The following is a 24,716-nucleotide window of genomic DNA, read 5'->3' as shown; positions in this document are numbered from 1 at the left end:
TGTTTCTCGACAATTCAAGTATATATAAATCGGTGAATCTGTGCTTTTTTTATGCGTGGAATTGTGCGAATACCCCAAAAAATATTATAGAACCTTTCTTTTTAATTAGTAGAAAGTACTTTCTCCCAATTTATTGTCCCATTTTTAACTTGATCCCGTTTTTCTTTATTCATAATATCATTTGGACGTCCGCCCTTTGGCCAATCTTTATTATGATTTCCCCATTCAGGTCGATCCTGCGATAAAATAAAGGCTGCTAAATCAGCGGAATCTTGATCTGTCAAAGTACCAGCTGCACCAACTGGCATATTATGTTGAATATAGCCAGCCATTTTCGACATCCTTGCCATACCCGCTCCGTCATTGAATGATTTTTCACCCCATAATGCAGGACCTGTATTAGCACCATTACCTGAGCCATCTGCCGCGTGGCACGCGATACAAGACTGAGCATACACTTCCTCACCGTTCTTAACATCCGGTATAGGAATGTCCTTCATATTACTTGTACCTACCCACTCACGCTCCGCCCCGATAGGTACACCTTCTGAAATATAAGAGAAGTACGAGACCATCGCTTCCAACTCTTTGCTATTCATGTCAAATTTCTTACCGTTCATACTACGAACCATGCAACCATTAATACGCTCCTCAATCGTTACAATATCACCAGAGCGCGCGATATATTGGGGATAATCCGCCATAACACCTACTAGTGACGAAACTCGCTCATCGTAACCTGCCCCCGCATGACAGCTTGTGCAAGACAATTGATTCCCAACATATTCTTCTGCAGCAACATGTGTATTATTGACAAGCTCATAACCATATAATATTGCTTCCTTCATAGGTCCATCCGGCACTTCTTCAATACTTGGTGGCGCATAGACAACTGACTGAGCAGCTGCTGTTGTTTGTACTTTTGTTTGTACAGCGGCTTCTTTGCTTTCTGCATCCCCTAAAATTTTGTCGCTAATGGCTGCTCCTACAAAAAGTGTACTTGCTAACAGCACTGTTCCCGCTACTCCTGCTACTATAGGTTTCATCTATAATACCCCCCTTTGTATAATCACCTATATTTTAGCAAAACAGCATCTTTTTCGATGTGACTTTTCTCACACCACACGCAAATAGAATCATTTTGAGGATAAAATTATGAAATTCGTTGTTCTATAACACATTAAACAAGACTTAATACCTCTTGCAGTATGTACTATTTCCTAAATTTGTAGCCGACGCTTTACTTTCGTACAGTTCAACATTTTCGAATGAATATAAAAATGCCGAGCACAGCATTGTACCCGACATTTTAGCATTCTACTATAATTTACATTCACCACCAACGCAAATAGCTTCACCATCACCTACCATCTTTAACACCGGCCGAATACCTGCTATCTCCGCCGCCTGATGCAATGTTCGTACGAAAACTTCATTTGGTTCTGCCCCTTTAATACCGTAACGATTTTCAAAAACAAAGAACGGAACACTTTCTACACCTAGCTGTTGAGCATCATATCGATCTCTGTCTAAAGCTTCACTGAAGTCAGTTGATGCCAGAATACCCTTTGCTATTTCAACATCTAAGTTTATATTTTCTATGACTTTTAACAAGAACATATCATCGTTTAAGTCTTTTCCCTCCGTAAAATAACCATTCATAAGCTCTTCCGTGTAGACCGACTCTTTACCAAACTGTCGTGTCCATTTTGCTAATCGATGAGCTTTTTCAGTATGCGCTGTTTTCATATCATCAAAATTGTAATGCAATCCAACCTCTTTGGCCCGCTTTGCTATACCCTTAGTAAGTTCCTTCACTTCTTCTATCGAGGAGTCAAATTTTTCAGCCATACCCCCATATACAGTTGGTGCATCTATCTTGGGTGTATCTGGTCCAATTTGATATGCTTTGTATTCAATTTCTACCTGCCCCACATAACCTGCCGAGTCAATGGCGCGTTCCAATTCTCTTTTGCCAATGTAGCAGAACGGACATGTGAAATCCGAGAAAATCTCAATTTTCATTTACTACAGCCTCCTACAATATATCTATCCAAATTTTAATGGCAGTTGCTAAAATGAGCACCGCTAAAATAGTTTGTAAAACTTTTGTGTTTAATTTTTTTCCTGCTTTCGCACCTAGTGGAGCCGCTATTAAACTAGCTACAATCATAATGAAAGCAGGATAATAATCAACTTGTCCCGTCATTAATTTCCCAATTGTACCACCTATTGAGGATATAAAAGTAATAGCAAGGCTTGTAGCGATTGTCATACGCGTCGGTATACCTAGCACTACTAGCATTATAGGTACTAACAAGAAGCCACCAGCTGCCCCAACAATTCCCGATCCAATACCAACAACGAATGCTAATATGGCCGCTATCGGTTTATTGAACGTTACCTCATCCAACGGCTTATCGTCAATTTGTTTCTTAGGAATAAACATCATCACTGCAGCAATCAACGCCAATACACCATAAACGACGTTAACCCCTGCTTCAGATAAAAACTGGGAGCCATAACTACCAACGAAACTTCCTGCTAATATGGCACCCCCCATATAAATAATCAGCGATTTATTTAAATAACCACCTTTACGATATGCCCATACCCCAGCAATAGAGGCAAAAAACACTTGTACCGCACTAATCCCCGATACCTCATGTGCTGAAAATGCCGCAAAACCAAGTAAAGGCGGGATATATAATAACATTGGATATTTTATAATCGATCCGCCAATTCCTAGCATTCCCGATACATACGAACCTACAAAGCCAATCAAAAATATTGTAATAATCCATGCTAAATCCATCTTTTTTTCCTTCTTTCTGGTCACTGGCGCCTCAATGGCATTGTCATATCAATTGAAAGGAGGGCTGTTCTAAACTTCTAATAGAAGAGACAACCCTCACCCGTTTTAAGCTTTTTGAATAGAGAATGTAATGACACCAGCGTCTTCAGATTTGTCTAAAATTGTATGACCGCCAGCTTTGGCCCAAGCAGGGATATCCGCAAGAGCCCCCTTATCTGTTACTTGAACCTCTAAAATTTCACCCGAAGTCAATGTATCCATAGCTTTCTTTGTTTTCACTATAGGCATCGGGCAAGATAAGCCCTTTGCATCTAGTTGTAAAGTTGATTTCATATTTTTCTCCTTTGAATCAGCAAAGCTTGTAAGCGATTTTGCCTGTTCCTTTTGTTTTTTCACGACTTTACGAAGGATGAGCGCCTTCGCTTCGCGGTATTTACATGCTATAACCATGCATGCGTACTCATTACATTTAACCATCTTTTATAAACAGACTATCGAACTGCGCAACGATTTGGACCGATTTCCATCTCTGTCTGCTCATCCTGCGTCGGCGTAATCTTACCCATATTTACTTGACGAATTTCTTGATATGCATTTGGCTGCGGAGGCAGATGCTCCGTTACGACACTTCGGAATTCCGCTTCATCTTTAATATTTAAGCCGTGATTTTCGGCAAATAATTGTCCAAGATGCTTCGCTACAGTTCCGTCTTCATTTAGTTCATCAATCATCATAAAATGAGCTGGTAAAACAATCAGATCATCCGATAATTCTCTGTATCGCTTGTAAAGTGTTTCACGCAAATCACCAACCCAATCTTCTGCAAGACCCGCTAAATCAGGGCGTCCAATTGAATCAATGAATAAAATATCACCAGTTAATAAATACTTGTTATCCACAATAAATGATGTTGAACCAATTGTATGACCAGGTGAATAAATCGCTCCTACGTCAATTCGAGAGGCGCCTACTTGGACAGCTGTGCCGTCAAGTAACGGTGTATAATCAAATACAACTTCTTCTGCATCTTTCGGTGGTAAATAATACGTAGCACCAGTAGTTGCAGCTATATGACGCCCACCAGAAATATGATCAGCATGCAAATGTGTATCGAACACATATTTAATGTTTACGTTTTTCTCTTCCGCAAAGCTTGTGAATGCTTCAGTAAAACGAACAGCGTCAATAATCGCCACTTCACCTTCAGAGATGACCATATAAGAAAGGCAGCCCTTCCCTAAACGTACAAATTGATAAAGCTCACCACCACCCGTTAAATCTCCAACTTTAATCGGCTCTAAATATTCACTCCACGTTTTCATTCCACCAGCTAAATAAGCAACCGTACGACCCGCTTCTGATAACATCTCAGCTATCATCAGTGATGACCCTTCTTTCGCACAAACGACTAACACATCTTTATTAGCTGGAATCTCCGGTAAAATATCCTCCACGCCATCTAGTAGCTCAAAATACGGAATATTAAGGTATTCAAATTTACGGCCATCAATTTTCCAATCTTCGAATGCATCCGCATTTCGAACATCTAAAATAAATAATTCTTCATTATTAATTACTTTTTTCGCTACTTCTGCTGCACTCCATTTTAAAACTGACACTTCGATTACCCCCCGAGGTATTATTTTGTTGTTTTTTTAGCGGAAAGGATTGTCCTCTCCGCCTATATAGTGAGTCATTTATATTAATTAGAACGTTAATGACGGTGCTGCATCTTTTGCAAACTCTAAGAACGTCACAGCTCCCCCAACTTCAATGCCTTCAATAAAGTCATCTGTCGTTAAACCCATTACATCCATAGTCATTTGACACGCGATCAACTTAACACCTAATTCCTGCGCCATTTCCACTAATTGCGGAATTGCGGGTACATTAGCTTTAGCAAACCCTTCTGCAAAATGCTCCGCTCCCGCAGGCATAGGTAATGCATGCATTCCTTGCTTATGGATTAAATTTAATCCTTCGAATGTAAAGAAGATCGCTACTTCTTTCTCTGTAGCTGCCGCTGCCGTTGCAATATTGAACACCTTATATGCATCGAAAAGACCACCGTTACTTGCAATTATCGCTACTTTATTTGACATAATAAATTCCTCCTAAATATGTTTTGTTAAATGTCCCATCCAGGAAGTCATCCCTGGTAGAACGTTAAATACTTTTGTAAAACCATGTGCCGCCATCTTTTTAGCAGCTAAATCACTGCGCTTCCCAGTTCGACAAACGACATAAATTTCTTGCTCTTTATCAAGTTCAGAAAGGCGTCCCTCTAGCTCACCCATCGGAATTGACTTTGCTCCCTCGATATGACCAAAAGCAAACTCTGCCTCCTCGCGAACATCGAGAATAAGTCCTTCTCTTGCCATTGCCTCTTTTAACTCAATTGTATATTCAAAAGTTTGCTCATCTATCGTGTCGTCTGAGCATTTACGAATATAATGTTTAAGCACACTTTCTTCTTCCACTGTCCCAATATATTGATGACCCACAGATTCAGCCCACGCAGCAATATCCGCCTTCGAACCCTTATCTGTTGCTGATACTTCTAAAATTTGACCATCTACTAAATCAGCCATCGCCTTTTTCGTTTTAACAATTGGCATAGGACAAGAAAGCTCCTTGGCATCCAGCTGAAAATCTGCCTTAATACTCATAACATCCTCCCTCATACCTGTATAGGTATTATTTTAGATCAAATATACCTCGGCATAATTGCGTCCAGAATCGGCTTTGTGCATGCACAAAGAACTCCTTTCCGATTCCGTGACATCCGCCGGAGGCTTTAGGCCAACACGACGTTGGTAACTCAGTCGTTGCCACAGGACGTAGCGTTCTTAGACTGAGTTCCTATATTTCAGCGGGTCGCTGAAAGAAGTTAAAAAAATATAGCGGGTGCATCCTCTTATTTTACTTCACCATTCCAAGCAAGCATGCCACCAACCATATTACATACATCGAAGCCTTGACTTTCTAAAAACTGAGTAGCACTACCACTACGACCACCTGATCGACAGACCATAACATATGGTTCATTTTTATTTAGCTCATGCATACGAAATTCAAGTAAGCCAAGCGGGATATGAATAATGCCAGGAATGTGTCCTGACTCCACTTCATCTACTTCACGTACGTCGATTAAATTTATTGCCTGCCCTTGCTCTACAGCTTGTTGTACTTCCATTACTGAAATTTCCTTCATACTATTCTCCTCCTAATACGCGCTCATGCCTCCACGGACATTTGTCACACGCTCAAACCCTTGTTTCTTCAGCTGTTTACATGCCCGACTACTGCGCATGCCACTTTGGCAAATGACAACGATCTCTTTGTCCTTCGGTAACTTTTCAAAGCTAGAACCGAGCGGAACATTTTTGAACTGCGGAATATTTCGCCCCTTATATTCGGCTGGTGTCCGCACATCAACAAAAACTTTATCCTTATCATTTAGAATATTTTTCAATTGCGCCGCTGAAATTGACTGCACCCCTTTCGTTGGCTTCATTCGCCAAACAAAAAATGCTATAACAACAGCAAGTATAATCCATGTTTCCAAGTAATATCGCCTCCAACTTAATACTATTAAGGGTATATAAAATCTATCTACTTTTAACGACTAAATCCATTGCTTCTTGGATGGCGTTATTCATCTTCCCCGCATCCCCTTCAGCAGTCGTTACACACTCCAATAAATTTTCACTAACGATTACTCCAATAGTTCGATCAACCGCAGAACGCACGGCAGATAGCTGTGTAATCACATCTTTACAGTTTTTTTCTTCTTCCATCATGCGTAAAACACCACGCAATTGACCTTCTATTCGCTTTACTCGATTAGCTGCTTTTGCATCGTAAGCCATACTGTTCACGCCTCCTTTCAAAACGATTGATTGAACTTGCTTACGAGACTCATGATATACCCCATTAGGTATATTGTCAACATGAAAGCTCTAATTTTTTCTTAAACGTCATTTCCATGTTATACCCCTTCTGTATCAACGTTTTACCCCGTTAATCTCAAGTAGTTATCTACACCTCCCTTTAATTTTTCATAAAAAAAAGCGAGAAATTCGACGATGCTATCATCGAATTTCTCGCTTTTTTAAACTTTAAATTATTTCTTTTTAATCGTAATTGTCCAAGCCGCATCGCCAACTTGCTCATACTCCGTTACCTCGTGCCCTTCTTCAGCTGCCCAACGAGGAATGGATTCTGTACCTTGCGTACAATCAAATTGCACTTCTAATTCATCGCCTGAATTTAAGCCTTTGATCGCTTCTTTTGCCTCTACTAAAGGAAATGGACAAACCATTCCCATAACTTCTAATATTTTTTTCATATGAAAGCACTCCTTTTTTATGCGGGTATTATTTCTGTAGCTTGCTTAGCTTTTTTACTTGGTCGAACGAATACAAAGTAAGATGCAGTCCATGTACCTAAAATCATAAACCCTAATGAGATCCATCCTTGCCAAGTCATCATCGCTGTCATCACCAATCCATTACCAATTGAGCATCCTCCTGCTAAACCTGCACCGAACCCCATCATAAGTCCACCACATAAGCTGTTAATCGCCGTTTTTGTATCTGGAATACGAAATCTAAATTCGCCACTCATTTTTGCTGCGAATAATGATCCTAAGAAAATACCTAGCACTAGGAAAACACCCCAGTTGATGAAGCTAATTTGTCCTGTCACCAAAAACTGCAAAATATTAGCAGAAGGTGTTGTAACGCCTAACCCACCTATGCGTCCAGTAGCAACACTTAACGGCCACGCTAAAGTTGCAATCACACCAATAAGTGTTGCAGTTATAAATGGATGCCAACGTTTTTCAAATAAAATATGTGCTAATCCCGTTTTTTTCGACTTTAACCCTGGGATTTTCACTCGTGGCTTCTTTAGCTCACGGTAAATGATAAATGTAACGACTACTACAAAAATCGTAATAATCAACCAGTTATTTACGCCAATTGTCTCGGCAATAGAATTACTTTCAATTTTCGTTTCTTTAATAGCCGTATCCATCGGCAACAATACGCCTGATTTCATCATTGCTGCTACAAGCATATAACCAGCTAATGCAATCCAGCTGCCAAGTAAACCTTCTCCTGCCCGATACCAAGTACCTGTTGCACAACCACCTGCGAAAATAATGCCAATTCCAAAAATAAACGAACCAACAATAACAGCTACGATCGGTAGCGAACCAGCACTGAATTCAAATACCTTTAAACTAATTAAGGTATATACACCCACACTTTGGATTGCTATTGCAATAAGTAATGCGTAAAACATACGGTTATCTTTTGTTAAATACATATCGCGGAATCCGCCAGTTAAGCAAAAACGACCACGTTGCATAACAAATCCAAGTAAAGCTCCGCAAATAAGTCCCGTAATAACCATTTGAACCATCCGTCATTCCCCTTCCAATACCTTAGTATTCTTATAGGGTATAATACCACTTGTTTTACTATGAATTCAATTACTTTTTTTACTATTTTAAATACAATGACTTTTTTCATATTTGCGCAACAAAAACCCCTTGCTACAAGTGCAGAAAACTGCTTCTTATAACAAGGGGGCAGATCGTTATTTATTTGGCTAACTGCATTGCTGGACCAAAGAATTCATAATGAATTTTTTCGTCTTTCACGCCAATCTCATGTAAATTTTCAATGATTGCTTCCATAAAGCCAACCGGTCCACATACGTAAACATCTGCATTATCGGCTACTTTTTCGGCTAACAATTCTTTTGAGACTTTCTTATTTTCATCCGAATAAAACGCTGTGTATGTTGCATTTGGTAGCACATTTACTTTCTTTTTGATGTCATCGCTAAATGCTACAACTTTTTCATTGCGCGCACACTGGATAAAGCTCACTTCGTTTGTCGCATCATCTGTTAGTGATTGCAGCATACTATTCAATGGTGTTACACCGATACCACCGCTTATAAACGTAATAGGAGTAGAAGTTTCTTCTAAGACAAATAGCCCTGCTGGAACACTTACATCCACTAAATCTCCCACTTCTAATACGTCATGAATAAAGTTAGATACTTTACCATTTGGCGTATGATCACTTTCACGTTTCACTGAAATACGGTAGCCGTCTTCTGCACTTGCTTGCGAAAGCGTATACTGACGGTTCATTAAATACTGTTCGCCTGGTACTTTCACACGGATACTGATATATTGACCCGGCTCATAAGCTGGTAGAGACGAACCGTCTTCATTTTCAAAGTAGATAGATGTAACAAGATCACTTTCTACTACTTTTTTCGCCACTTTCAGTTGTTTAAATAAGCGCCAACCGCCATTACGCTCAGCTTTTTGATATAGCTCTTCTTCTACTTGAATGAAGATATCTGCAATGACGCCATATGCTTCAGCCCAAGCATTAATAATATCATCTGTTGCTGCATCACCAAGCACTTCTTTAATAGCTTTTAATAAGTTTTCTCCAACAATTGGATAGTGCTCAGGTAAAATACCTAAACTACGGTGTTTATGAGCAATTAACATCACCGCTGGTAAAATAGCTTCTAAATTTTCAATATGAACCGCAGCAGCATAAACTGTGTTTGCTAATGCTGTTTGCTGGCGACCTTTTTCTTGGTTTGTATGGTTGAAAATATTTAATAATTCCGGATGAGCTTGAAACATATTTTTGTAAAACGTTTTAGTAATCTCCACTCCATGAACTTCTAATACAGGAACTGTCGCTTTAATAATTTGTACTGTTTCTTGTTTTAACATATCGCATACCATCCTTTCGTGATTACAATATAACGCTATCAATTCCTTAAAGCAATATGTAAAATACATCTTTAACAAAATGGACATAATTAATGTATTTTAAATACATCTTTAAAAAAGTATTGAATTTATTATACTTCAATGTAAAAATGCTATAATTATTTTGAACTATAGAAAGTAGGGTGTTCTTATGCGCTTAACTTTATACACCGATTATTCTCTTCGAACACTCATTTATTTGGGTGCAAAGGATGAAGGCCAATTATCAACTATCCAAGAAATTTCTGACGCTTACAATATATCGAAAAACCATTTAATGAAGGTGACACATCAACTTGGATTATTGGGCTATATTGAAACGATTCGAGGACGAGGTGGAGGAATTCGCCTAGCGATTGATCCAAAAACCATTACAATTGGAGAAATCGTGCGTCATACAGAAGAGGATTTTCATCTTGTCGAATGCTTTGACAAAGAAAATAATCTATGCAAAATTGCACCAGAATGTCAGCTGAAAGGCGTATTATATGAAGCATTACAAGCTTATTTATCAGTCTTAGATCGCTATACGCTTGATGATTTTTTACATTCAAAAGAAAAGTTGATGGCACTGTTGCTTGGCGAATAAAAATACCCGCACAACTCAAGTTGGACGGGTATTTCTTATGTCTATATTGTTTTACAATGCCCTTGAAAAGAAAATCATATCTAGTGCACGAATTCCATTTTCATAGATTGGCTCTGGATAATTACTGAAAAAATCTTTTTCAATTGCTTCCATACGAAAGCCTGCTTTTTGATAGAATGCAATATTATCAATACTAGAATTCGCAGTTCCAACTATTATCGTTTGATACCCTTGTGTTTGACAAATTGTAGTTATTTGACGAAGCGCTTCTTTTCCAAGCCCTTTACCTTGATACTTCGGTACGATCGCAATATTTTTTAATTCTACTGTCTTATCAGATTGTTCTAGAAGTAACGCCACACCCGCTAACTGCTCGCCACATTTAATCTCAAATAATTCACCGTCATTTAAATATTTCCGAACAGCTTCTTCACTTTCATCGGCCAATAACAATTGTGGTAAATAGTCTTCTCTCGCACCTTCCACTTTCTTTAAAGATGTACGATATTGGACAAAATCTTCGCGCTCAAAAACATTTAAAACACAAGGCTGCTTTTCCTTGACCTCTAACCATGAATGCTCCTTCGGAAAATCATTTTCAACTCCGAGTCGAATAAAAGGCAATTTTTCCTGTGCCTTTTGTGAGCGAATATTGACCTTTCGAGCTCCTGCAAAAACATACTTTAACCCTAACTCAAAAAATGCAATATCTAAAATGGCAATTTTAGATTGAAGATTATAGCCTTTACCCCAAAATTCATAGCCTAGCCATGAGCCAATATGACAGCTCTTTTTATTGTGATCAATAAACATTAACGCCGTTACACCAATCAGTTGCCCTTCCTCATCTAAGATAACACGAGGAACTGTCTTTCCTGCCTCTTCGTCCACACACTCACGTTTAATAAAATTAATCGTATCTTCCACTTTTCCAGCAGGTAACCCTAGTGCATCTCGAACCTGTGGCATGGAAGACAGTGCATGCATTGCTTCAGCATATTTTATAGCGTGTCTCACTAAAGTTACGGCCATATTCTATTCTCCTTTTAATATGATCTCGCCTTACGCATTGGATTTTTGTATCATCCTCTAATGGCTTAAAGCTTATTCCTAAATTTAATTATATGTTAGTTGCCAAGATACACCGAAACGATCCTGAATCCAAGTAAATTTCTTTGAGAACCCATAATTATCTAGCGGCATTAACGCCTGTCCACCCTCTAAAATTTGAGCAACCAGACTGTCGATTTCATCTATAGACTCACATTCCACAAAGATAGAGGTTGACGGTGTAAATGTAAAGTTATGTTGTATCACACTATCATTCACCATTATTTTCAAACCTTTTAAATGAAGGACAGCCATTGCAACCTGTTGTGAGTCTTCCATATAAGTTAAGCTTTCTACTTGTAACTCTGAAAACCATTGTTGATATTGCTGGATAGCTTCATTGGCTTGTCCTTGAAACATTAAAAACGTAGTGGCACTTTTCATTTATTTAACTCCCCTTCATATTTTGTAATCCATTGTGCTGGTGTCATTTTCGAAACAAGCTCTCCTATTAATTCATACGGAATATTTTTAGTGTTTGTAAAACGAATACAGCTTTTCCCCATATTAAGCTTTGTCGGAACTCGTTTCGCATATTCCTCTTGGAACCACGAGAGTAACGCTTGATCTGCATAAATGCCCATATGATAAACCGCAATATGACGTTTTTGTGCAGCAAGACTTATAAAGGGTAAAGGAGTATTCGGTGTACAATGGTAGCCCTTCGGATAAGTAGATAACGGGACAACATAGCTTATCATGTCATAATTCATATTTTCTTCAAAACCCTCTGGTAAATTGCTTTCTACGACATCTACGAGTTTAGCAAAACCTTCCTGCCACTTTTCATCTACTTGCTCAATATAAATGTTTTTCATACTCTGTCCCCTTTTCAACATAGTATTGGTGTATATCTTTATAGAAGACTCATTCCATAACGTAGAATTGATTTCCGTTCCGGCTGGGCGCTTTCCTGGGGGCGTTCGATGAGCCGCTTCACTCACTCCAGGGTCTCATCTGTACCGCTAATCCCCGAGGAGTCGCCCAGCCTCCACTCCAATCTACTTATATGTATGAAATACGTTTTACAAAATGTCATCTCAAACTTCCGATGATGGATCAATTTATTAGAAATGATTTGTATGGCAAATTACCATAACGCTGAATTGATTTCATATGTGTAATAAATATCATCCCTAATTTTTAATAATGAGCCAATAGCCAATTAGAAGACATTGATTTCCGTTTTAATCACTAAGCTACGAGCTAGGCTAATCATAGGATTGCCAATTAGCACGAATATAGCATCATTTAAAATAATCAATAAAGCCTCTTTGTTATTTATGCTTTACCTTCTGCTTTTGCTTTTCGGTATAATTCCTTTGTTTTGTAGCCTAGTCTAATAATTTCACGCATCTCCTCCAAGCGCGCTACCTGCGTCTCTTCCTTTTTCGCACTATAAATATATCGGGCCCAATCTTTTTGATAGCCCGGTGTTAATCCATCATAAAATGTTAAATCATCCGTATTTTCCGCAAGTGAATCACGCAATTGAGGAATCATACCCTCATAGTCGCTTACGCATTGACTACTCGCTGTCTTCTTCTTGCCACGGCTTTTGCCCTCTCTTTTTATGCTTAATATTGAAAATGTCTCATCTAAAGACATAAGACTCGCAAATTTATAATCACTGCCAACAATGTATTTTTCATCGTCTACTTGAATAGCCGGGAAGATTTCATCGCGATGAATAAACTGTTCATACTTCTTATTCCCCTTTTTCGGATACACAAAAAATAAATAGCCTTGCTCCACGAGAGTGTTTAACTTTATTTCATTTTGTAAGTACGTTACCATTTCATCAATAGTAAATACAAAGGTAATGATTCGATCATGAGGTGTATTCCCCGATTGGGGTATTCCCTCTAGCAACATATCCTGCGGCTGATTATGAATAGCAACGGACAATCCATCTTTAAGTTTAAATTTCTTTTGCATAGTTTTGACACCTCTTTTAAAGATCAATTCAATTTTCTCTTAGTTTTGATAGTATAGCTGATTTAATGAAAAATTCGTACAAAAAAAAACGCTCAAATTTTCTCGAGCGTTTCGTTTACATCGAAATAAGCTATTTTATTTTGGTAGTCGCTACTATACCTTTAATTATCGGAATGGCTGTTCCAATTAGCACTATCGGCAGGAACCACCAGCCAAGATTCTCTACCTCACCAAGTGCAATGCGTACCATTTGGAAGGATATAGCTGCAAATAAAATGAGACAAAGGTTTTTCACTTCATTTAATATTTTTCGGCTATTCAAATAAAAAGCCTCAACATTACTTTCATTTAAGCGTGCTGGGTAATTATGCGTATGCGGAACCCTTTCGAGGAACCCTAGAAAAATCCATAGAAGTAGTCCAATAAACGGAAGGATAAATAATTCTATTTTGGAACCCCAGCGATCAACTTCCCCTGCTCCGTTAAAATGTCCTGGAATCTCCTCAGGTAGGTTGCCCCACATAGCCAAAATATAAAGGATGGACAGTACAAATAATCCACCACCGATATAGTCTAAAATTTTTTCATATGATGTTTTCGGCAATTTCAAAACAGGTCTATACATCTTCCCACATCCTTGCTTATCCCTTTACCATTTCTACGTTACTACAGTCCATTTAGTTTCAAATTTGCGCAAATTGTCTTAATTGTTTGCGATATATACATAACTATCCGCTTCCACTAACAGTAAAACGGCACTTTATTCTACCTTTTTTATCATTTTATCTACAACTTACGTCCTTACTCTTCTTATTCAATATAGTAGAAATTCTCATAATACTTTGTAAAATTAATATAATCTGATATAAATGGTATATACATATTTCATTTTTTTGTAACATTTCTACTAAATTACTGAGAAAGGAAACGACAACTATGCGATTTACTATCTATAAAAAGTTAACACTCGGTTTTTTTATTGTAATTTTAGTATTGATTGGCACCATCGGATTAAATTTTAAACAGCTTAATTCCGTAAACAAGACATATCGCGTGTTACTTGAAGAACAAACAACAAAATCTATTAGTATACAAGAGCTCCGCGCAATTGCTAAACAGGAAATTGTAAATATGAGAGGCTATCTATTACTTGGAGACAAGCAAAATTTTCAAAGTAATACGGCGTCCCGTGAAGAATTTAAAAAGAAATATGATGAATTAATGGCATCGTTCGATTCTCAAAAATCAATCGAATTATTAGAGGCAATCAATAAAAGCGAGCAAGATGTCCAACAGTTCGCAGATCGCATGTTTTCATTAAAGGCCGATGGAGAAACAGAACAATATGTAAAGCTTGATAGCACACAGGGCCGCCTAATTATTAAACAATTCGACGAACGTGTAGCTAACCTTGCAAACTATCAAGATGAATATATAAAAGAAAAAATCGCTGCTACATCAAAAGAAATACAATCTATTAAATTCCAAATGATTATTCTCGGCGTGTTTGCCGTTGTCATTAGTCTGATAATTGCTATGATCATGGGAAGCCTTATTTCCCGCCCTATCAAGGGAATGGCAAAGACCGCGAAAAAGATTGCTGGGGGCGATTTAACAGCTGAGCAAATTCAAATTAAGAATCGTGATGAAGTAGGCGATTTAGCACTTGCCTTTAATCAAATGGCGGCAAACTTAAAGGATCTTATTACAAATGTACGTCATAACACTGTACAAGTAAGTGGTTCTGCAGCTGAGCTAACAGCAAGTGCTGAACAAACTATTCAAGCGACAGAACAGATCACTTCCTCTATACAAGAAGTAGCAAGCGGCTCCGAAGCTCAAGGTAAAAATGCTACTGAAAGTTCGGTAGCTATGAAAACTATGACAAAAGGCATTCAACAATTGGCTGTGACTACAGCTGCTGTTTCAGAGCTTGCTATAGAGACAAATACGGAAGCGAATAAAGGAAATGAATCACTTCACCGTGTTATTACACAGATGGACACCATCAATTCAGCGGTTTTAGAATCTGCTGGCGTTGTGAAAGATTTAGAAAACCATTCTGTTGAAATCGGAAATATTATTAGCCTCATTACAGATATTGCAGAGCAAACAAATTTACTAGCATTGAATGCTGCAATTGAGGCAGCACGTGCAGGAGATCATGGTCGAGGCTTTGCAGTAGTTGCGAATGAAGTAAAAAAATTAGCGGAGCAATCCAAGCGATCTGCTGAACAAATTTCAACTTTGATTTCAGAAATCCAACAGAATACACACCACGCCGTAGCTGTTATGGATACTGGTACACAAGAGGTTCAAGTAGGTATGCAAGTTGTCAAAATAGCGGAGGAAGGCTTCTCAAAAATCGTTGAACTGACTGAGCATGTATCCAAACAAATTCAAGAAGCAACGACAGTTTCAGAGGAAATGTCATCAAGCGCTGAGCAAATTTACGCATCCTTTGATGAAATTGCAACAATCGCACAGATGTCTTCTTCCAATCTACAAAATGTAGCTTCTGCTTCCGAGGAACAGCTAGCAACTATTGAAGAAGTGGCCGCTTCCGCTGCTACACTATCAAACATGGCCGAGGAATTACAAACACAGGTTTCACGCTTTAAGGTTGAATAAAAATGATAAGAGTAGACACTCAGCAATGATTAACACAGCAACCCTTAACCCAGATTTATTAACGAATTAATAATATTAATTTCAAGATTATCAAAATCAAGACTTGTTGATTTTCAAACATGTTTAGATATCTTTTTCATTGACTAATTAACTTTTTAATAAAAAGATCCTCCAAAACTGTATTTGTATACAATTTGGGAGGATCTTTATTTTTTCTCCCAGCTGCCTAGGATCTTCTTTTTAAAAACCAAAATAATATAGCTAATATGAAAAGAACAAATGGTGTTAGTCCAATATATTTAAAAGAATTTTTTGCTCCTAATAAAAAATAAAACGCTAAAGGCAAAAATGTAATTGTACTTATCAGCATATAAACCCAAGACTTTTTTTAAATACCTACTATTAATGTGACACCAGAAATGAAAAAAGAGAGCTGCCAAAGGAACAAAATTGTGTTAGACTCTGCCATATAATCTTCTCCTTTTTATCATCGTCCTATATGAAAATTGGACTTTGATTATCCCTAAATGGTATCTATCGATGTCATTCATTTATATGTACAGGATTCTTCAATTTATGACAGATTCCCAGCACGGGAATCTAATCAATTAAAGCCTCTTCCTTGTACTTTTCATTTAACACACTTAACATCTTAATTATTGCCGTCTCCTCACTCGGTACTTGTAAGGACGCAAGCTCACGTACTTTATGTTCCCCTACACAAACGCTTTCTTTTGCCTTTGCAAACATGGACGCATCATTCGTATCATTACCAAATGCGATAAATTCACCTTCAGCGATACCTAACTTCGTTAAACCATTCCATTTATTTATGCCACTCGGGCTCATATCTACAATATTTTCAGATGTATGTTCATATAACGAGATTGGTAGTTTTTTTAGTTTGCCTACTATTTCATTACGTTGCTCTCCAGGGAATAATACAACTTTCACTATATCCTTCAACTCTTGCAACGAAACGTTTTTCGCAAGTTTTAATGGATCTAAATTTTGATAAATTGGGTGTGTCTCACTACCTGTATATGCATAATCCCAATCACCGTCTATTAAATACGGCAATCCAAATGCTGAAATAATGTTTTGAATCTCTTCTATAATTTTTGCTTCAAATGCTGTTACCTCAATAGTTTCTCCGTTCTGTGCAACAAATGCACCATTTCCCCCTACCATTGAAAATTTTCGCATTGTCTCAGGTAATACTGGTAGTAAATCACGAATCGGACGAGCGGATGCAAAAATGATTTCATGTCCGTTTTCGATGCAAGCTTCTAAAGCATTAGTAACTCCCTCACTTAATGGTTGACCCTTAAAGCATATCGTACCGTCTAAATCAAATACAAATTTCATTGTCACGCCCTCTTTCTAAACTATTAATTACCCATTTATTATCTCATAAATATTTACATTTATTGTAGAAATAATAATGATTATTATAATAACGCGGGGTTGATTTCCGTTACGGCTGGGCGCTTTGTTGCTGTCGCTTCGCTTTCGCACAGTTAAAACATTTGTTGCTGTCGCTTCGCTTTCGCACAGTTAAAACATTTGTTGCTGCCGCTTCGCTTTCGCGCAGTTAAAATATTTGTTGCTGCCGCTTCGCTTTCGCACAGTTAAAATATTTGTTGCTGTCGCTTCGCTTTCGCACAGTTAAAACATTTGTTGCTGCCGCTTCGCTTTCGCACAGTTAAAACATTTGTTGCTGCCGCTTCGCTTTCGCACAGTTAAAACATTTGTTGCTGCCGCTTCGCTTTCGCGCAGAGCAGAGCTTCCTGGGGGCGTCCGATGAGCCGCTTGGGGCAACAAATGTTTTCTGTGCGAAAGCGTAGTGCTAACGTAGCGGCAGCGACAGGATGTGATCCTTTTAGCCTTCGTTCCTCTATATCGCTGATCCCCAAGGAGTTGCCCACCACAACAAGACAGAAAAGAAATAATTTTTAGAATATTATTGACAAATCAGAAATATCGCAGTATGATTGCTTTCAACAACACATTATTGTAGGCCAAGATTGGAAATAGTAGAAATGCAAGTGTACTTGTAGAGAGTCGGTGGTTGGTGCAAACCGATAGACACACATTTCGAACTCGTCCATGAGCCACTCCCTGAACTCTAAGTAAGGGACGTCGGTTTCCTCCGTTAACGGGATAGACAGTGATAGCTGTCGATAAGGGGGCTTTTTCTGTAAAGTGAAAGTCAATTAGAGTGGTACCGCGAGCATAAACTCGTCTCTATATTTTTATATAGAGGCGAGTTTTTTTATTTTTATTGGCCTAGGTGTGGTTTTCGTCTCTAGCAGAGCTAACGGTTCTAAGCAGAGACAATATCAATATTACTACTACAAAAGGAGTGTTTGAAAATGGGAAGAAAAATTTGGGTGTTTGATACGACTTTACGTGATGGCGAGCAAGTGCCAGGTGCAAAACTGAATTTATATGAAAAAGTAGAGATTGCTCAGCAACTCAAAAAATTAGGCGTCGATATTATCGAAGCTGGGTTCCCTGCTTCATCACAAGGAGATTTTGATGCCGTTAAAGCTGTTGCACAAAAAGTTGGGAATACAAGCGACATTATGATTACTGCTTTAGCACGTGCTGTACAGGCAGATATTGACGCTGTTTATAATGCTGTAAAATACGCAGAAAACCCTATGATTCATATGGTACTCGGTACTTCTGATATTCATGTTGAGAAAAAATTTAGTAAATCCAAGGATCAAATTCTACAGATTGGCGTAGATGCAGTAAAATATGCGAAAACTCTTCTACCACAGGTCCAGTATTCAACAGAAGACGCTTCTCGTTCAGATTTCGAGTATCTATGGAAGACGATCGAAGCCGTAATGAAGGCTGGTGCAACGATGATAAATGTACCTGACACAGTCGGTTTTGCAGAACCAGAAGAATTTGGAGCGATGATTTATAAACTAAATGAGCGTATGAAAAATTTAGACGATAGTGTTCTGTTAAGTGTTCATTGTCATAATGATCTTGGTATGGCAACTGCTAACACGCTTGCTGCGATTAAAAACGGCGCAGATAAAGTTGAATGTACAATTAACGGTATCGGTGAACGCGCAGGAAATGCTGCATTAGAAGAAGTCGTCATGGCATTGAAGACACGTAGCTCTGTATACAATGCTAAGACGCGTATCAACACAAGAGAAATTATGAATACGTCTCGTCTTGTTTCAAGCTTTATGGGCTTAGACGTACAAGTAAACAAAGCGATTACTGGAGATAATGCCTTTGCCCATTCATCTGGTATTCATCAAGACGGTCTTCTTAAATCTCGTGATGCCTATGAGATTGTCCACCCAGAAGATGTAGGTCTTGACGATATGGAGCTAGTCCTGACAGCGCGCTCTGGCCGTCACGCGGTGAAAAATGCTCTTGAAAAACTTGGCTTTTCAAATCTTACAGCGGATGAATTCGAAGGAATCTTCGAAGGCTTCTTAAAGCTGGCTGATGCAAAGAAAGAAGTTTACGATCACGATTTATATGTTATTGTAGAAAGCTATTATGAAAAGCATGACGCAAACAATGCTAATGCCACTCACTATAGTGATCAGTTCTTTGACTTCGATGATTTACAAGTCGTCAGCAACGTAAGCTTCCCTTCAGCAAGCGTGAAAGTCCGTAAAGGCGGCGAGGTATTTAAAGCAAGCGCAGTTGGCTCAGGTCCAATCGATGCCCTTTATTCTGCCATCGCAGAAATTACGAACATTGATGTAAAACTTGTGGAATATAATATTAATAGCGTTTCGCGCGGTAAAGAAGCGCTTGGAAAAGTAAAAATTACAATCGAACATGAAGGAGAAAAGTATATCGCCAAAGCTGCAGATACAGATATTTTAAAAGCGAGTGCGCTAGCTTATATTAATGCGATTAATAGTATCGTTGTTGCTAAATTAACGCCTGTTATGAATTAAATAATAGATCAATTATACCTCGGCATAATTGCGTCCGGAATCGGAAAGAAGTTAAAAGCAGTATGACACCATTTGGAGTCATACTGCTTTTACTTTTCTTATCGACTGCCCTCAACTAACTTTTGATATTCCTCTTCAATTAGTGCAACATCAAGACGTTCAAACAGCGGTATCACTTCGCTAATGCCTGTTGGTAAGTCTACTTGTTCATGCCACTTCACTTCTTTGATCCCTAACATTTTTCTCACCTTCTCAGCTGAAAACGGTAAAAATGGATGTAATAGTTGTCCAAGGTTGGCAATGATATAAACACATGTCGCTAATGTTTGATTTCCAGCTTCCACATTCTCTTTCACCTGTAGCCATGGCTGCTGCTCATCAAAATAGCGATTAGCCGCACGAATATATTCAAAAACAGCCTCTAACGCTTGCTTAAAATGACCCGATTCTATATGATTCCCAACATCATTAAACAGCTGAATTGTGTGTGTTCGAATAGTGTCATCTACCTCTGCATGAGGCACTTGACGATCAAACGATTTCTCTAAAAACTTCAATGTGCGATTAACAAAATTACCGTAAGCGCCAAGTAATTCGCCATTATGACTATAAATGAATTCTCGGTAAGAGAAATCCGTATCGCGATTTTCTGGCGCATTCATTGTTAAAAAATATCGAATGGAATCTGCATCGTATCGACTTAAAATATAAGGCACCCATACCGCCCAGTTTTGACTCGTTGATAATTTTCGTTTTTCTAATGTTAAATATTCGTTTGATACAATATGTGTAGGTAATGCCTTTGCTCCCATCCCCATTAGAATGGCTGGCCATATAACTGTATGGAACGGGATATTATCTTTACCATGCACATAATATGAAATTGTTTCTTCATTCCACAAATCTTCAATCGCTATTTGGTGCTGCTTTGCCCATTCCAAACTCGCTGTTAAGTAGCCTGCTACTGCTTCAATCCACACATATATTTTTTTGCCTTCAAAACCTGCTACTGGCACATCTATCCCATTTGGTAAATCCCTTGTTACAGCACGGTCCGGGACCCCTTCTGCCAAGTAACGCTCTGTTAAACCTAAGGCATTGTCTCGCCAGCGTTTTTCTGCCTTTGCCTCCGCTAAATACGTCTCTAGCCTCCCCTGAAACTGACTAAAGGCAAAATAAAAATGCTCTGTTTCCTTGATAATTGGCGCATCCCCACAAATCTTGCAGCGTTTATCGATTAAATCGAGCGGGTCTAAAATGGTTGAGCAATTATCACATTGGTCACCACGTGCCTTCGCACCGCAGTTTGGACAAATCCCCTCGACAAATCGGTCAGGCAAAAACTGCATGTCCGTTTCACAATAAGCCTGTTCAATTTTCTTTTTGTATAAAAAATTGTTCGCTAATAGCTGCAAAAAAATTGTTTGAACAGATTCATGATGGTGCTGCGCATCTGTCCGCGTATACAAATCATAGGTAAATCCTAATTCATCGAAGCATTTTGAAAACTCTTCGTGATAATGATTAGCAATTGCTTCCGTGGTCGTATTTTCCTGTGCAGCCCGAATAGAAATCGGGGTGCCATTACAGTCACTCCCTGAAACATATAGTACCTTCTCGCCCTTTTGTCGATAATATCTAGCCAAAATATCACCCGGTAATAATGCGGCAACATGCCCTAAATGCAAAGAACCATTTGCATATGGCCACGCGCCTCCAATAACAATTGTCATCCTAAGTTGCTCCCCTCGAAAAAATGTAAAAAGTGTAGATTAATTACGCCTCGGTGTAATCGCGTCTGGATTTTGATTGTGCTAGCACAATTCTTCCTTTCAAAACCCGCGACATCCGCCGGAGGCTTTATCTTCATTCAGGCAAGTCCTGAATGAAGATAAAAAAAACGCCCTAATCAAAATTGATTAGGACGAGTTTACCCGTGTTACCACCTATATTTACAAATAGCTCTCACTATTTGCCTCCATCAGTGCGTCTCATTTCAAATTTCAATGAGAGATACTGCCGCTGTTGTAACGAGTGCACATCTCGTCGTAATCTACTCGCAAACTTGCTTTCGGTACGAAGCTCAAAGGTCATTTTCAAAAGGGGACATTTACCTCATTTCCACCAACAGAGGCTCTCTATATAATGCTTATCCAATTTACTTTTCCTTATCAATGCTTTTATTATAGATTTCCACTATCTTACTCTTTTTGATTATGAATTGCAATGTATGTCGATAAATCGTTCTTATTTCTCGATAAACTGAAAAAGTTGGGCGATAAATCATTCAATCTTCTCGATAAACCGAAAAAGTTGGGTGATAAATCAGAAAATGTAGTCGATAAAGTTTTATCCTAACTTTAAATCAAGTAACTCTTTTAAATCATCAATAACAATGTCCGCTTTCTGTAATTCGGTTTCCTGTGCAAAGTCGAAACGAACACCAACAGAGAATAACTGATTGTCATGAGCTGCTTGAATATCAGAAGAACGATCACCAACAACTACTCCGTGTTCAATGGCATTTTCCTCAATTACCTTTTTCACTAAATCCGATTTATGACCACTCGAAATGGATTGAATACTATATGTACCTTTAATAAAACGTTGTAATTGATAAGTTTCTACTATCGCCTGTAAATACTCAGTTTGTCCATTACTAGCAATGAATAAATCATAGTTATCCGCCAAAGTGGCAAGTGTTTGCTCTGCATGTGGGTACAATGCACCCTGACGATTCCGTATTTGTTCAATAAGCTTAACGTGGAATAATGCATTGCTTTCTTCCCGTGTCCCTAGCGTGTGTCTAGGACATAACGTTTCCCACACAACAGGTAATGAAACACCCATAATTTCGCGGTATTTCTCTATTGGTGTTTCTCCCTGCCACAAGCCCTTTGCACGTAGCACATCGAACGTCGCCGCTAGTGCTGGCTCTAATATTAGATTTGTTTGAAATAAAGTACCATCCATATCAAAAATAATAGCTTTTTTCATAAAATCACCCCTTCTACTATTATCAACGTAATCATCAGAAGGAGTGTTGCAACCTTTAGACATCAAAGAACTCCATATGCATTTTTTCCTTTTTATAATAATTCAATCGATCCTGTAAAGTCCCTGTATGAAATTCGAACTTATGACCGTCTGGATCTGTGAAATAAATCGATTTTTTATCTCTTACATCTCTTTGTCTACCTTCTAGGATATTGACATTAAGTTGGATTAACTTTTCATACATTTTATCAAAATCATCCTCATGGATAGAAAAAGCTATATGTGTATAGGATTGATGTATTTCATTACGAGGGATATCCTTTTCTACATTCAGGGCAAGCCACAGCCCATTTACATCAAAATAGGCTGTACTTTTCCCCTTCACTAATAATTTTGCGTCAAAAACCTTTTCATAGAATGCAATGGATGCCTCTAGATTGGAAACTGAAAATAATAAATGATTTATGTTTTGGATTGTCATATGTGTGTCCCCCAACTATGAGATAACCGTTCACCCCATATCAAGTTTCGTTTAATTTGATTTTTCACCTTTCTTCCCCTTCGCAATTTGCTTTGATTTGCGTTGCTCATTAAGTTTTGCCTGTGCATTTGCTTTTCGTTCGATAAAAGCAAGCTCTCTTTGCAATTTAAAGTAGCTTTGAAGACGGGATTGTTCAAGCACACCATCTGTAATAGCTTGCTGTACAGCACAATGCGGCTCCTTCTGATGTTTGCAATCTCTGTAATGACAGGCTGCAGAAAGTTCCTCAATGTCCTTAAAACTAGAGGATAAGCTGTCACTCTGATCCCATAATTGTAATTCTCGCATTCCAGGTGTATCGATTAAACAGCCACCACCTGGCAATAAAACTAATTCACGATGTGTAGTTGTATGGCGCCCCTTCGCATCATCTTCACGAATATCCGAAACCTTCATATAGTCCTCACCACTAAGGGCATTCGTCAATGTGGATTTCCCTGCGCCAGAAGAACCAAGTAATGCTCCTGTTACGCCTTCCGTAAATAGCGCACGAATATCCTCTAAGCCCTCCCCTGACAGAGCACTAGTTACAAAAATATCCACACCGAACGTTACAGACTCAACCTCACGTATCTTACTAGAAACATCTTCACACAGATCTGCCTTCGTCAATACAACGACCGGCTTCGCACCTGAATCCCACGCAGCTACTAAATAACGTTCTAAACGACGAATATTAAAGTCTGCATTTAAGCTCATCACTAGAAGTACGATATCAACATTCGATGCTACAATTTGCTCTTGTACTTCCGCCCCCGCGGCCTTCCGTGAAAAGACTGACTTTCGTGTAAACAATTTATGAATAATCGCCTTTTCCTCACCAGGCATTTTCTCAACTAGCACCCAATCCCCAACTGCGGGAAAATCCTCACGTGCTAATGATGTATACGCGTAATGTCCAGCAATCGTTGCCAGCCACTCCCCTTCTTCAGCCAGTACACGATAGGAATGCTTATGCTCCAATGTAACCCTAGCCGGCACACAGTTCGCTAGCTTAGCCTCCTGTTTAAATCCAGTCATTTGCTCTTCAAAATATGTTAAAAATCCTAAAGTTGTTAAATTCAATTTGTTTTCCTCCTAAATATGCATATCGTTTATCATCACTTGAAAATAAACACAAAAAAAACCATGTCTCTGCGCAATTCGGCAGTTACAAGGTTCACAGGCACATTTAAGAGAATATACAAACACCACAATCATGAATTAAATCTCGTTACTACGTGTGGTTAAATTGTATATTTTAGGCGTGTGAAATTGAACAAACCGAATTGCTGTTCGTTAATAGCGGCTTTATTCATCATGTCACATCACCTACTTTCGATTTTGTTATT

At 38.6% G+C, this 24,716-nt stretch carries 26 protein-coding genes and 2 other annotated features; of the genes, 3 read left to right on the top strand and 23 right to left on the bottom strand.

The genetic code is table 11. The features are described 5' to 3' along the window. Positions 1 to 101 precede the first annotated feature (101 nt). The 13 genes from B1B04_RS14895 to hmpA form a co-directional block, all read right to left on the bottom strand. Positions 102 to 1,046 (bottom strand): c-type cytochrome, encoded by a 945-nt coding sequence (locus B1B04_RS14895; RefSeq protein ID WP_079562220.1) that lies wholly within the window; start codon positions 1,044 to 1,046, stop codon positions 102 to 104. 274 nt (positions 1,047 to 1,320) lie between these two features. Next, the gene (locus B1B04_RS14890) at positions 1,321 to 2,025 is read right to left on the bottom strand and encodes a DsbA family oxidoreductase (protein WP_079562219.1); all 705 of its coding nucleotides are present in this window, start codon (positions 2,023 to 2,025) and stop codon (positions 1,321 to 1,323) included. A 13-nt stretch (positions 2,026 to 2,038) separates the two neighbouring features. Beyond that, positions 2,039 to 2,815 (bottom strand): sulfite exporter TauE/SafE family protein, encoded by a 777-nt coding sequence (locus B1B04_RS14885; protein WP_079562218.1) that lies wholly within the window; start codon positions 2,813 to 2,815, stop codon positions 2,039 to 2,041. Positions 2,816 to 2,920: 105 nt separating this feature from the next. Next, positions 2,921 to 3,148, bottom strand: coding sequence for a sulfurtransferase TusA family protein (locus B1B04_RS14880; RefSeq protein ID WP_079562231.1), 228 nt, complete (start codon positions 3,146 to 3,148; stop codon positions 2,921 to 2,923). A gap of 158 nt (positions 3,149 to 3,306) precedes the next feature. Next, the gene (locus tag B1B04_RS14875; protein WP_079562217.1) at positions 3,307 to 4,434 is read right to left on the bottom strand and encodes an MBL fold metallo-hydrolase; all 1,128 of its coding nucleotides are present in this window, start codon (positions 4,432 to 4,434) and stop codon (positions 3,307 to 3,309) included. A gap of 87 nt (positions 4,435 to 4,521) precedes the next feature. Continuing rightward, positions 4,522 to 4,917, bottom strand: a complete 396-nt coding sequence (locus B1B04_RS14870) for a DsrE/DsrF/DrsH-like family protein (protein WP_079562216.1) — start codon at positions 4,915 to 4,917, stop codon at positions 4,522 to 4,524. Between the two features lie 12 nt (positions 4,918 to 4,929). Next, positions 4,930 to 5,484, bottom strand: a complete 555-nt coding sequence (locus B1B04_RS14865) for a sulfurtransferase TusA family protein (RefSeq protein ID WP_079562215.1) — start codon at positions 5,482 to 5,484, stop codon at positions 4,930 to 4,932. A gap of 248 nt (positions 5,485 to 5,732) precedes the next feature. Next, positions 5,733 to 6,029 (bottom strand): rhodanese-like domain-containing protein, encoded by a 297-nt coding sequence (locus B1B04_RS14860; protein WP_079562214.1) that lies wholly within the window; start codon positions 6,027 to 6,029, stop codon positions 5,733 to 5,735. A gap of 12 nt (positions 6,030 to 6,041) precedes the next feature. Then, entirely contained in the window at positions 6,042 to 6,383 is a 342-nt protein-coding gene (locus B1B04_RS14855) for a rhodanese-like domain-containing protein (protein ID WP_079562213.1), read from the bottom strand. A gap of 43 nt (positions 6,384 to 6,426) precedes the next feature. Further along, positions 6,427 to 6,687, bottom strand: a complete 261-nt coding sequence (locus B1B04_RS14850) for a metal-sensitive transcriptional regulator (protein WP_079562212.1) — start codon at positions 6,685 to 6,687, stop codon at positions 6,427 to 6,429. Positions 6,688 to 6,941: 254 nt separating this feature from the next. Beyond that, on the bottom strand, positions 6,942 to 7,166 hold the full coding sequence (locus B1B04_RS14845; RefSeq protein WP_079562211.1) for a sulfurtransferase TusA family protein: 225 nt from the start codon (positions 7,164 to 7,166) through the stop codon (positions 6,942 to 6,944). Positions 7,167 to 7,183: 17 nt separating this feature from the next. Then, positions 7,184 to 8,245 carry a YeeE/YedE family protein gene (locus B1B04_RS14840; protein WP_079562210.1) on the bottom strand — a complete coding sequence of 354 codons (1,062 nt, stop codon included), beginning with the start codon at positions 8,243 to 8,245 and terminating at the stop codon, positions 7,184 to 7,186. Positions 8,246 to 8,426: 181 nt separating this feature from the next. Next, positions 8,427 to 9,593 carry an NO-inducible flavohemoprotein gene (gene hmpA, locus B1B04_RS14835; RefSeq protein WP_079562209.1) on the bottom strand — a complete coding sequence of 389 codons (1,167 nt, stop codon included), beginning with the start codon at positions 9,591 to 9,593 and terminating at the stop codon, positions 8,427 to 8,429. 190 nt (positions 9,594 to 9,783) lie between these two features. Here hmpA and B1B04_RS14830 point away from each other — a divergent pair, with 190 nt between their 5' ends. After that, on the top strand, positions 9,784 to 10,221 hold the full coding sequence (locus B1B04_RS14830) for an Rrf2 family transcriptional regulator (RefSeq protein WP_079562208.1): 438 nt from the start codon (positions 9,784 to 9,786) through the stop codon (positions 10,219 to 10,221). Positions 10,222 to 10,272: 51 nt separating this feature from the next. Here the strand turns inward: B1B04_RS14830 and B1B04_RS14825 are convergent, their stop codons facing one another. From B1B04_RS14825 to B1B04_RS14805, 5 genes are all read right to left on the bottom strand, one after another. Then, positions 10,273 to 11,253 carry a GNAT family N-acetyltransferase gene (locus B1B04_RS14825; protein ID WP_079562207.1) on the bottom strand — a complete coding sequence of 327 codons (981 nt, stop codon included), beginning with the start codon at positions 11,251 to 11,253 and terminating at the stop codon, positions 10,273 to 10,275. Between the two features lie 84 nt (positions 11,254 to 11,337). Continuing rightward, positions 11,338 to 11,715 (bottom strand): VOC family protein, encoded by a 378-nt coding sequence (locus B1B04_RS14820; protein ID WP_079562206.1) that lies wholly within the window; start codon positions 11,713 to 11,715, stop codon positions 11,338 to 11,340. Further along, the gene (locus B1B04_RS14815) at positions 11,712 to 12,149 is read right to left on the bottom strand and encodes a DUF1801 domain-containing protein (RefSeq protein WP_079562205.1); all 438 of its coding nucleotides are present in this window, start codon (positions 12,147 to 12,149) and stop codon (positions 11,712 to 11,714) included. The genes B1B04_RS14820 and B1B04_RS14815 overlap by 4 nt, the downstream gene beginning before the upstream one ends. Positions 12,150 to 12,612: 463 nt before the next feature. After that, positions 12,613 to 13,269 carry a YdeI/OmpD-associated family protein gene (locus B1B04_RS14810; RefSeq protein ID WP_079562204.1) on the bottom strand — a complete coding sequence of 219 codons (657 nt, stop codon included), beginning with the start codon at positions 13,267 to 13,269 and terminating at the stop codon, positions 12,613 to 12,615. Between the two features lie 130 nt (positions 13,270 to 13,399). Then, on the bottom strand, positions 13,400 to 13,894 hold the full coding sequence (locus B1B04_RS14805; RefSeq protein ID WP_079562203.1) for a DUF1648 domain-containing protein: 495 nt from the start codon (positions 13,892 to 13,894) through the stop codon (positions 13,400 to 13,402). 311 nt (positions 13,895 to 14,205) lie between these two features. Between B1B04_RS14805 and B1B04_RS14800 the strand changes: the two genes are divergently transcribed. Continuing rightward, the gene (locus tag B1B04_RS14800; RefSeq protein WP_079562202.1) at positions 14,206 to 15,900 is read left to right on the top strand and encodes a methyl-accepting chemotaxis protein; all 1,695 of its coding nucleotides are present in this window, start codon (positions 14,206 to 14,208) and stop codon (positions 15,898 to 15,900) included. Positions 15,901 to 16,500: 600 nt separating this feature from the next. On the opposite strand, the gene B1B04_RS14795 is transcribed toward B1B04_RS14800, so the two are convergent. Beyond that, on the bottom strand, positions 16,501 to 17,268 hold the full coding sequence (locus B1B04_RS14795) for an HAD-IIB family hydrolase (protein WP_079562201.1): 768 nt from the start codon (positions 17,266 to 17,268) through the stop codon (positions 16,501 to 16,503). A 646-nt stretch (positions 17,269 to 17,914) separates the two neighbouring features. Next, positions 17,915 to 18,152 (top strand) — a binding site (T-box leader). Between the two features lie 123 nt (positions 18,153 to 18,275). Here B1B04_RS14795 and B1B04_RS14790 point away from each other — a divergent pair. Next, complete coding sequence (locus tag B1B04_RS14790; RefSeq protein WP_079562200.1) at positions 18,276 to 19,847, top strand: 2-isopropylmalate synthase; 1,572 nt, start codon at positions 18,276 to 18,278, stop codon at positions 19,845 to 19,847. Positions 19,848 to 19,945: 98 nt separating this feature from the next. Here B1B04_RS14790 and metG read toward each other — a convergent pair whose 3' ends face one another. The 4 genes from metG to rsgA form a co-directional block, all read right to left on the bottom strand. Continuing rightward, a complete protein-coding gene (metG, locus tag B1B04_RS14785) occupies positions 19,946 to 21,580 on the bottom strand; it encodes a methionine--tRNA ligase (RefSeq protein WP_079562199.1) in 1,635 nt (544 codons plus the stop codon). A gap of 184 nt (positions 21,581 to 21,764) precedes the next feature. Beyond that, positions 21,765 to 22,031, bottom strand: a binding site (T-box leader). Positions 22,032 to 22,196: 165 nt separating this feature from the next. Next, positions 22,197 to 22,844, bottom strand: a complete 648-nt coding sequence (locus B1B04_RS14780) for an HAD-IA family hydrolase (RefSeq protein ID WP_079562198.1) — start codon at positions 22,842 to 22,844, stop codon at positions 22,197 to 22,199. Between the two features lie 55 nt (positions 22,845 to 22,899). After that, positions 22,900 to 23,325, bottom strand: a complete 426-nt coding sequence (gene fosM / locus B1B04_RS14775) for a FosM family fosfomycin resistance protein (protein WP_079562197.1) — start codon at positions 23,323 to 23,325, stop codon at positions 22,900 to 22,902. Positions 23,326 to 23,376: 51 nt separating this feature from the next. Then, entirely contained in the window at positions 23,377 to 24,405 is a 1,029-nt protein-coding gene (gene rsgA, locus B1B04_RS14770; protein ID WP_170938990.1) for a ribosome small subunit-dependent GTPase A, read from the bottom strand. Positions 24,406 to 24,716 lie beyond the last annotated feature (311 nt).

The sequence above is a fragment of the Lysinibacillus sp. KCTC 33748 genome, assembly GCF_002237755.1.
GTDB lineage: Bacteria > Bacillota > Bacilli > Bacillales_A > Planococcaceae > Lysinibacillus.
This window is presented reverse-complemented; position numbering and strand designations above follow the sequence as displayed.

Excerpts from the sequence above, each read along its gene's own strand:
- B1B04_RS14895 (WP_079562220.1), bottom strand. The coding sequence starts at position 1,046 with ATGAAACCTATAGTAGCAGGAGTAGCGGGAACAGTGCTGTTAGCAAGT.
- B1B04_RS14890 (WP_079562219.1), bottom strand. The coding sequence starts at position 2,025 with ATGAAAATTGAGATTTTCTCGGATTTCACATGTCCGTTCTGCTACATT.
- B1B04_RS14885 (WP_079562218.1), bottom strand. The coding sequence starts at position 2,815 with ATGGATTTAGCATGGATTATTACAATATTTTTGATTGGCTTTGTAGGT.
- B1B04_RS14880 (WP_079562231.1), bottom strand. The coding sequence starts at position 3,148 with ATGAAATCAACTTTACAACTAGATGCAAAGGGCTTATCTTGCCCGATG.
- B1B04_RS14870 (WP_079562216.1), bottom strand. The coding sequence starts at position 4,917 with ATGTCAAATAAAGTAGCGATAATTGCAAGTAACGGTGGTCTTTTCGAT.
- B1B04_RS14865 (WP_079562215.1), bottom strand. The coding sequence starts at position 5,484 with ATGAGTATTAAGGCAGATTTTCAGCTGGATGCCAAGGAGCTTTCTTGT.
- B1B04_RS14860 (WP_079562214.1), bottom strand. The coding sequence starts at position 6,029 with ATGAAGGAAATTTCAGTAATGGAAGTACAACAAGCTGTAGAGCAAGGG.
- B1B04_RS14850 (WP_079562212.1), bottom strand. The coding sequence starts at position 6,687 with ATGGCTTACGATGCAAAAGCAGCTAATCGAGTAAAGCGAATAGAAGGT.
- B1B04_RS14845 (WP_079562211.1), bottom strand. The coding sequence starts at position 7,166 with ATGAAAAAAATATTAGAAGTTATGGGAATGGTTTGTCCATTTCCTTTA.
- B1B04_RS14840 (WP_079562210.1), bottom strand. The coding sequence starts at position 8,245 with ATGGTTCAAATGGTTATTACGGGACTTATTTGCGGAGCTTTACTTGGA.
- hmpA (WP_079562209.1), bottom strand. The coding sequence starts at position 9,593 with ATGTTAAAACAAGAAACAGTACAAATTATTAAAGCGACAGTTCCTGTA.
- B1B04_RS14830 (WP_079562208.1), top strand. The coding sequence starts at position 9,784 with ATGCGCTTAACTTTATACACCGATTATTCTCTTCGAACACTCATTTAT.
- B1B04_RS14825 (WP_079562207.1), bottom strand. The coding sequence starts at position 11,253 with ATGGCCGTAACTTTAGTGAGACACGCTATAAAATATGCTGAAGCAATG.
- B1B04_RS14820 (WP_079562206.1), bottom strand. The coding sequence starts at position 11,715 with ATGAAAAGTGCCACTACGTTTTTAATGTTTCAAGGACAAGCCAATGAA.
- B1B04_RS14815 (WP_079562205.1), bottom strand. The coding sequence starts at position 12,149 with ATGAAAAACATTTATATTGAGCAAGTAGATGAAAAGTGGCAGGAAGGT.
- B1B04_RS14810 (WP_079562204.1), bottom strand. The coding sequence starts at position 13,269 with ATGCAAAAGAAATTTAAACTTAAAGATGGATTGTCCGTTGCTATTCAT.
- B1B04_RS14805 (WP_079562203.1), bottom strand. The coding sequence starts at position 13,894 with ATGTATAGACCTGTTTTGAAATTGCCGAAAACATCATATGAAAAAATT.
- B1B04_RS14800 (WP_079562202.1), top strand. The coding sequence starts at position 14,206 with ATGCGATTTACTATCTATAAAAAGTTAACACTCGGTTTTTTTATTGTA.
- B1B04_RS14795 (WP_079562201.1), bottom strand. The coding sequence starts at position 17,268 with ATGAAATTTGTATTTGATTTAGACGGTACGATATGCTTTAAGGGTCAA.
- B1B04_RS14790 (WP_079562200.1), top strand. The coding sequence starts at position 18,276 with ATGGGAAGAAAAATTTGGGTGTTTGATACGACTTTACGTGATGGCGAG.
- metG (WP_079562199.1), bottom strand. The coding sequence starts at position 21,580 with ATGACAATTGTTATTGGAGGCGCGTGGCCATATGCAAATGGTTCTTTG.
- B1B04_RS14780 (WP_079562198.1), bottom strand. The coding sequence starts at position 22,844 with ATGAAAAAAGCTATTATTTTTGATATGGATGGTACTTTATTTCAAACA.
- fosM (WP_079562197.1), bottom strand. The coding sequence starts at position 23,325 with ATGACAATCCAAAACATAAATCATTTATTATTTTCAGTTTCCAATCTA.
- rsgA (WP_170938990.1), bottom strand. The coding sequence starts at position 24,405 with ATGACTGGATTTAAACAGGAGGCTAAGCTAGCGAACTGTGTGCCGGCT.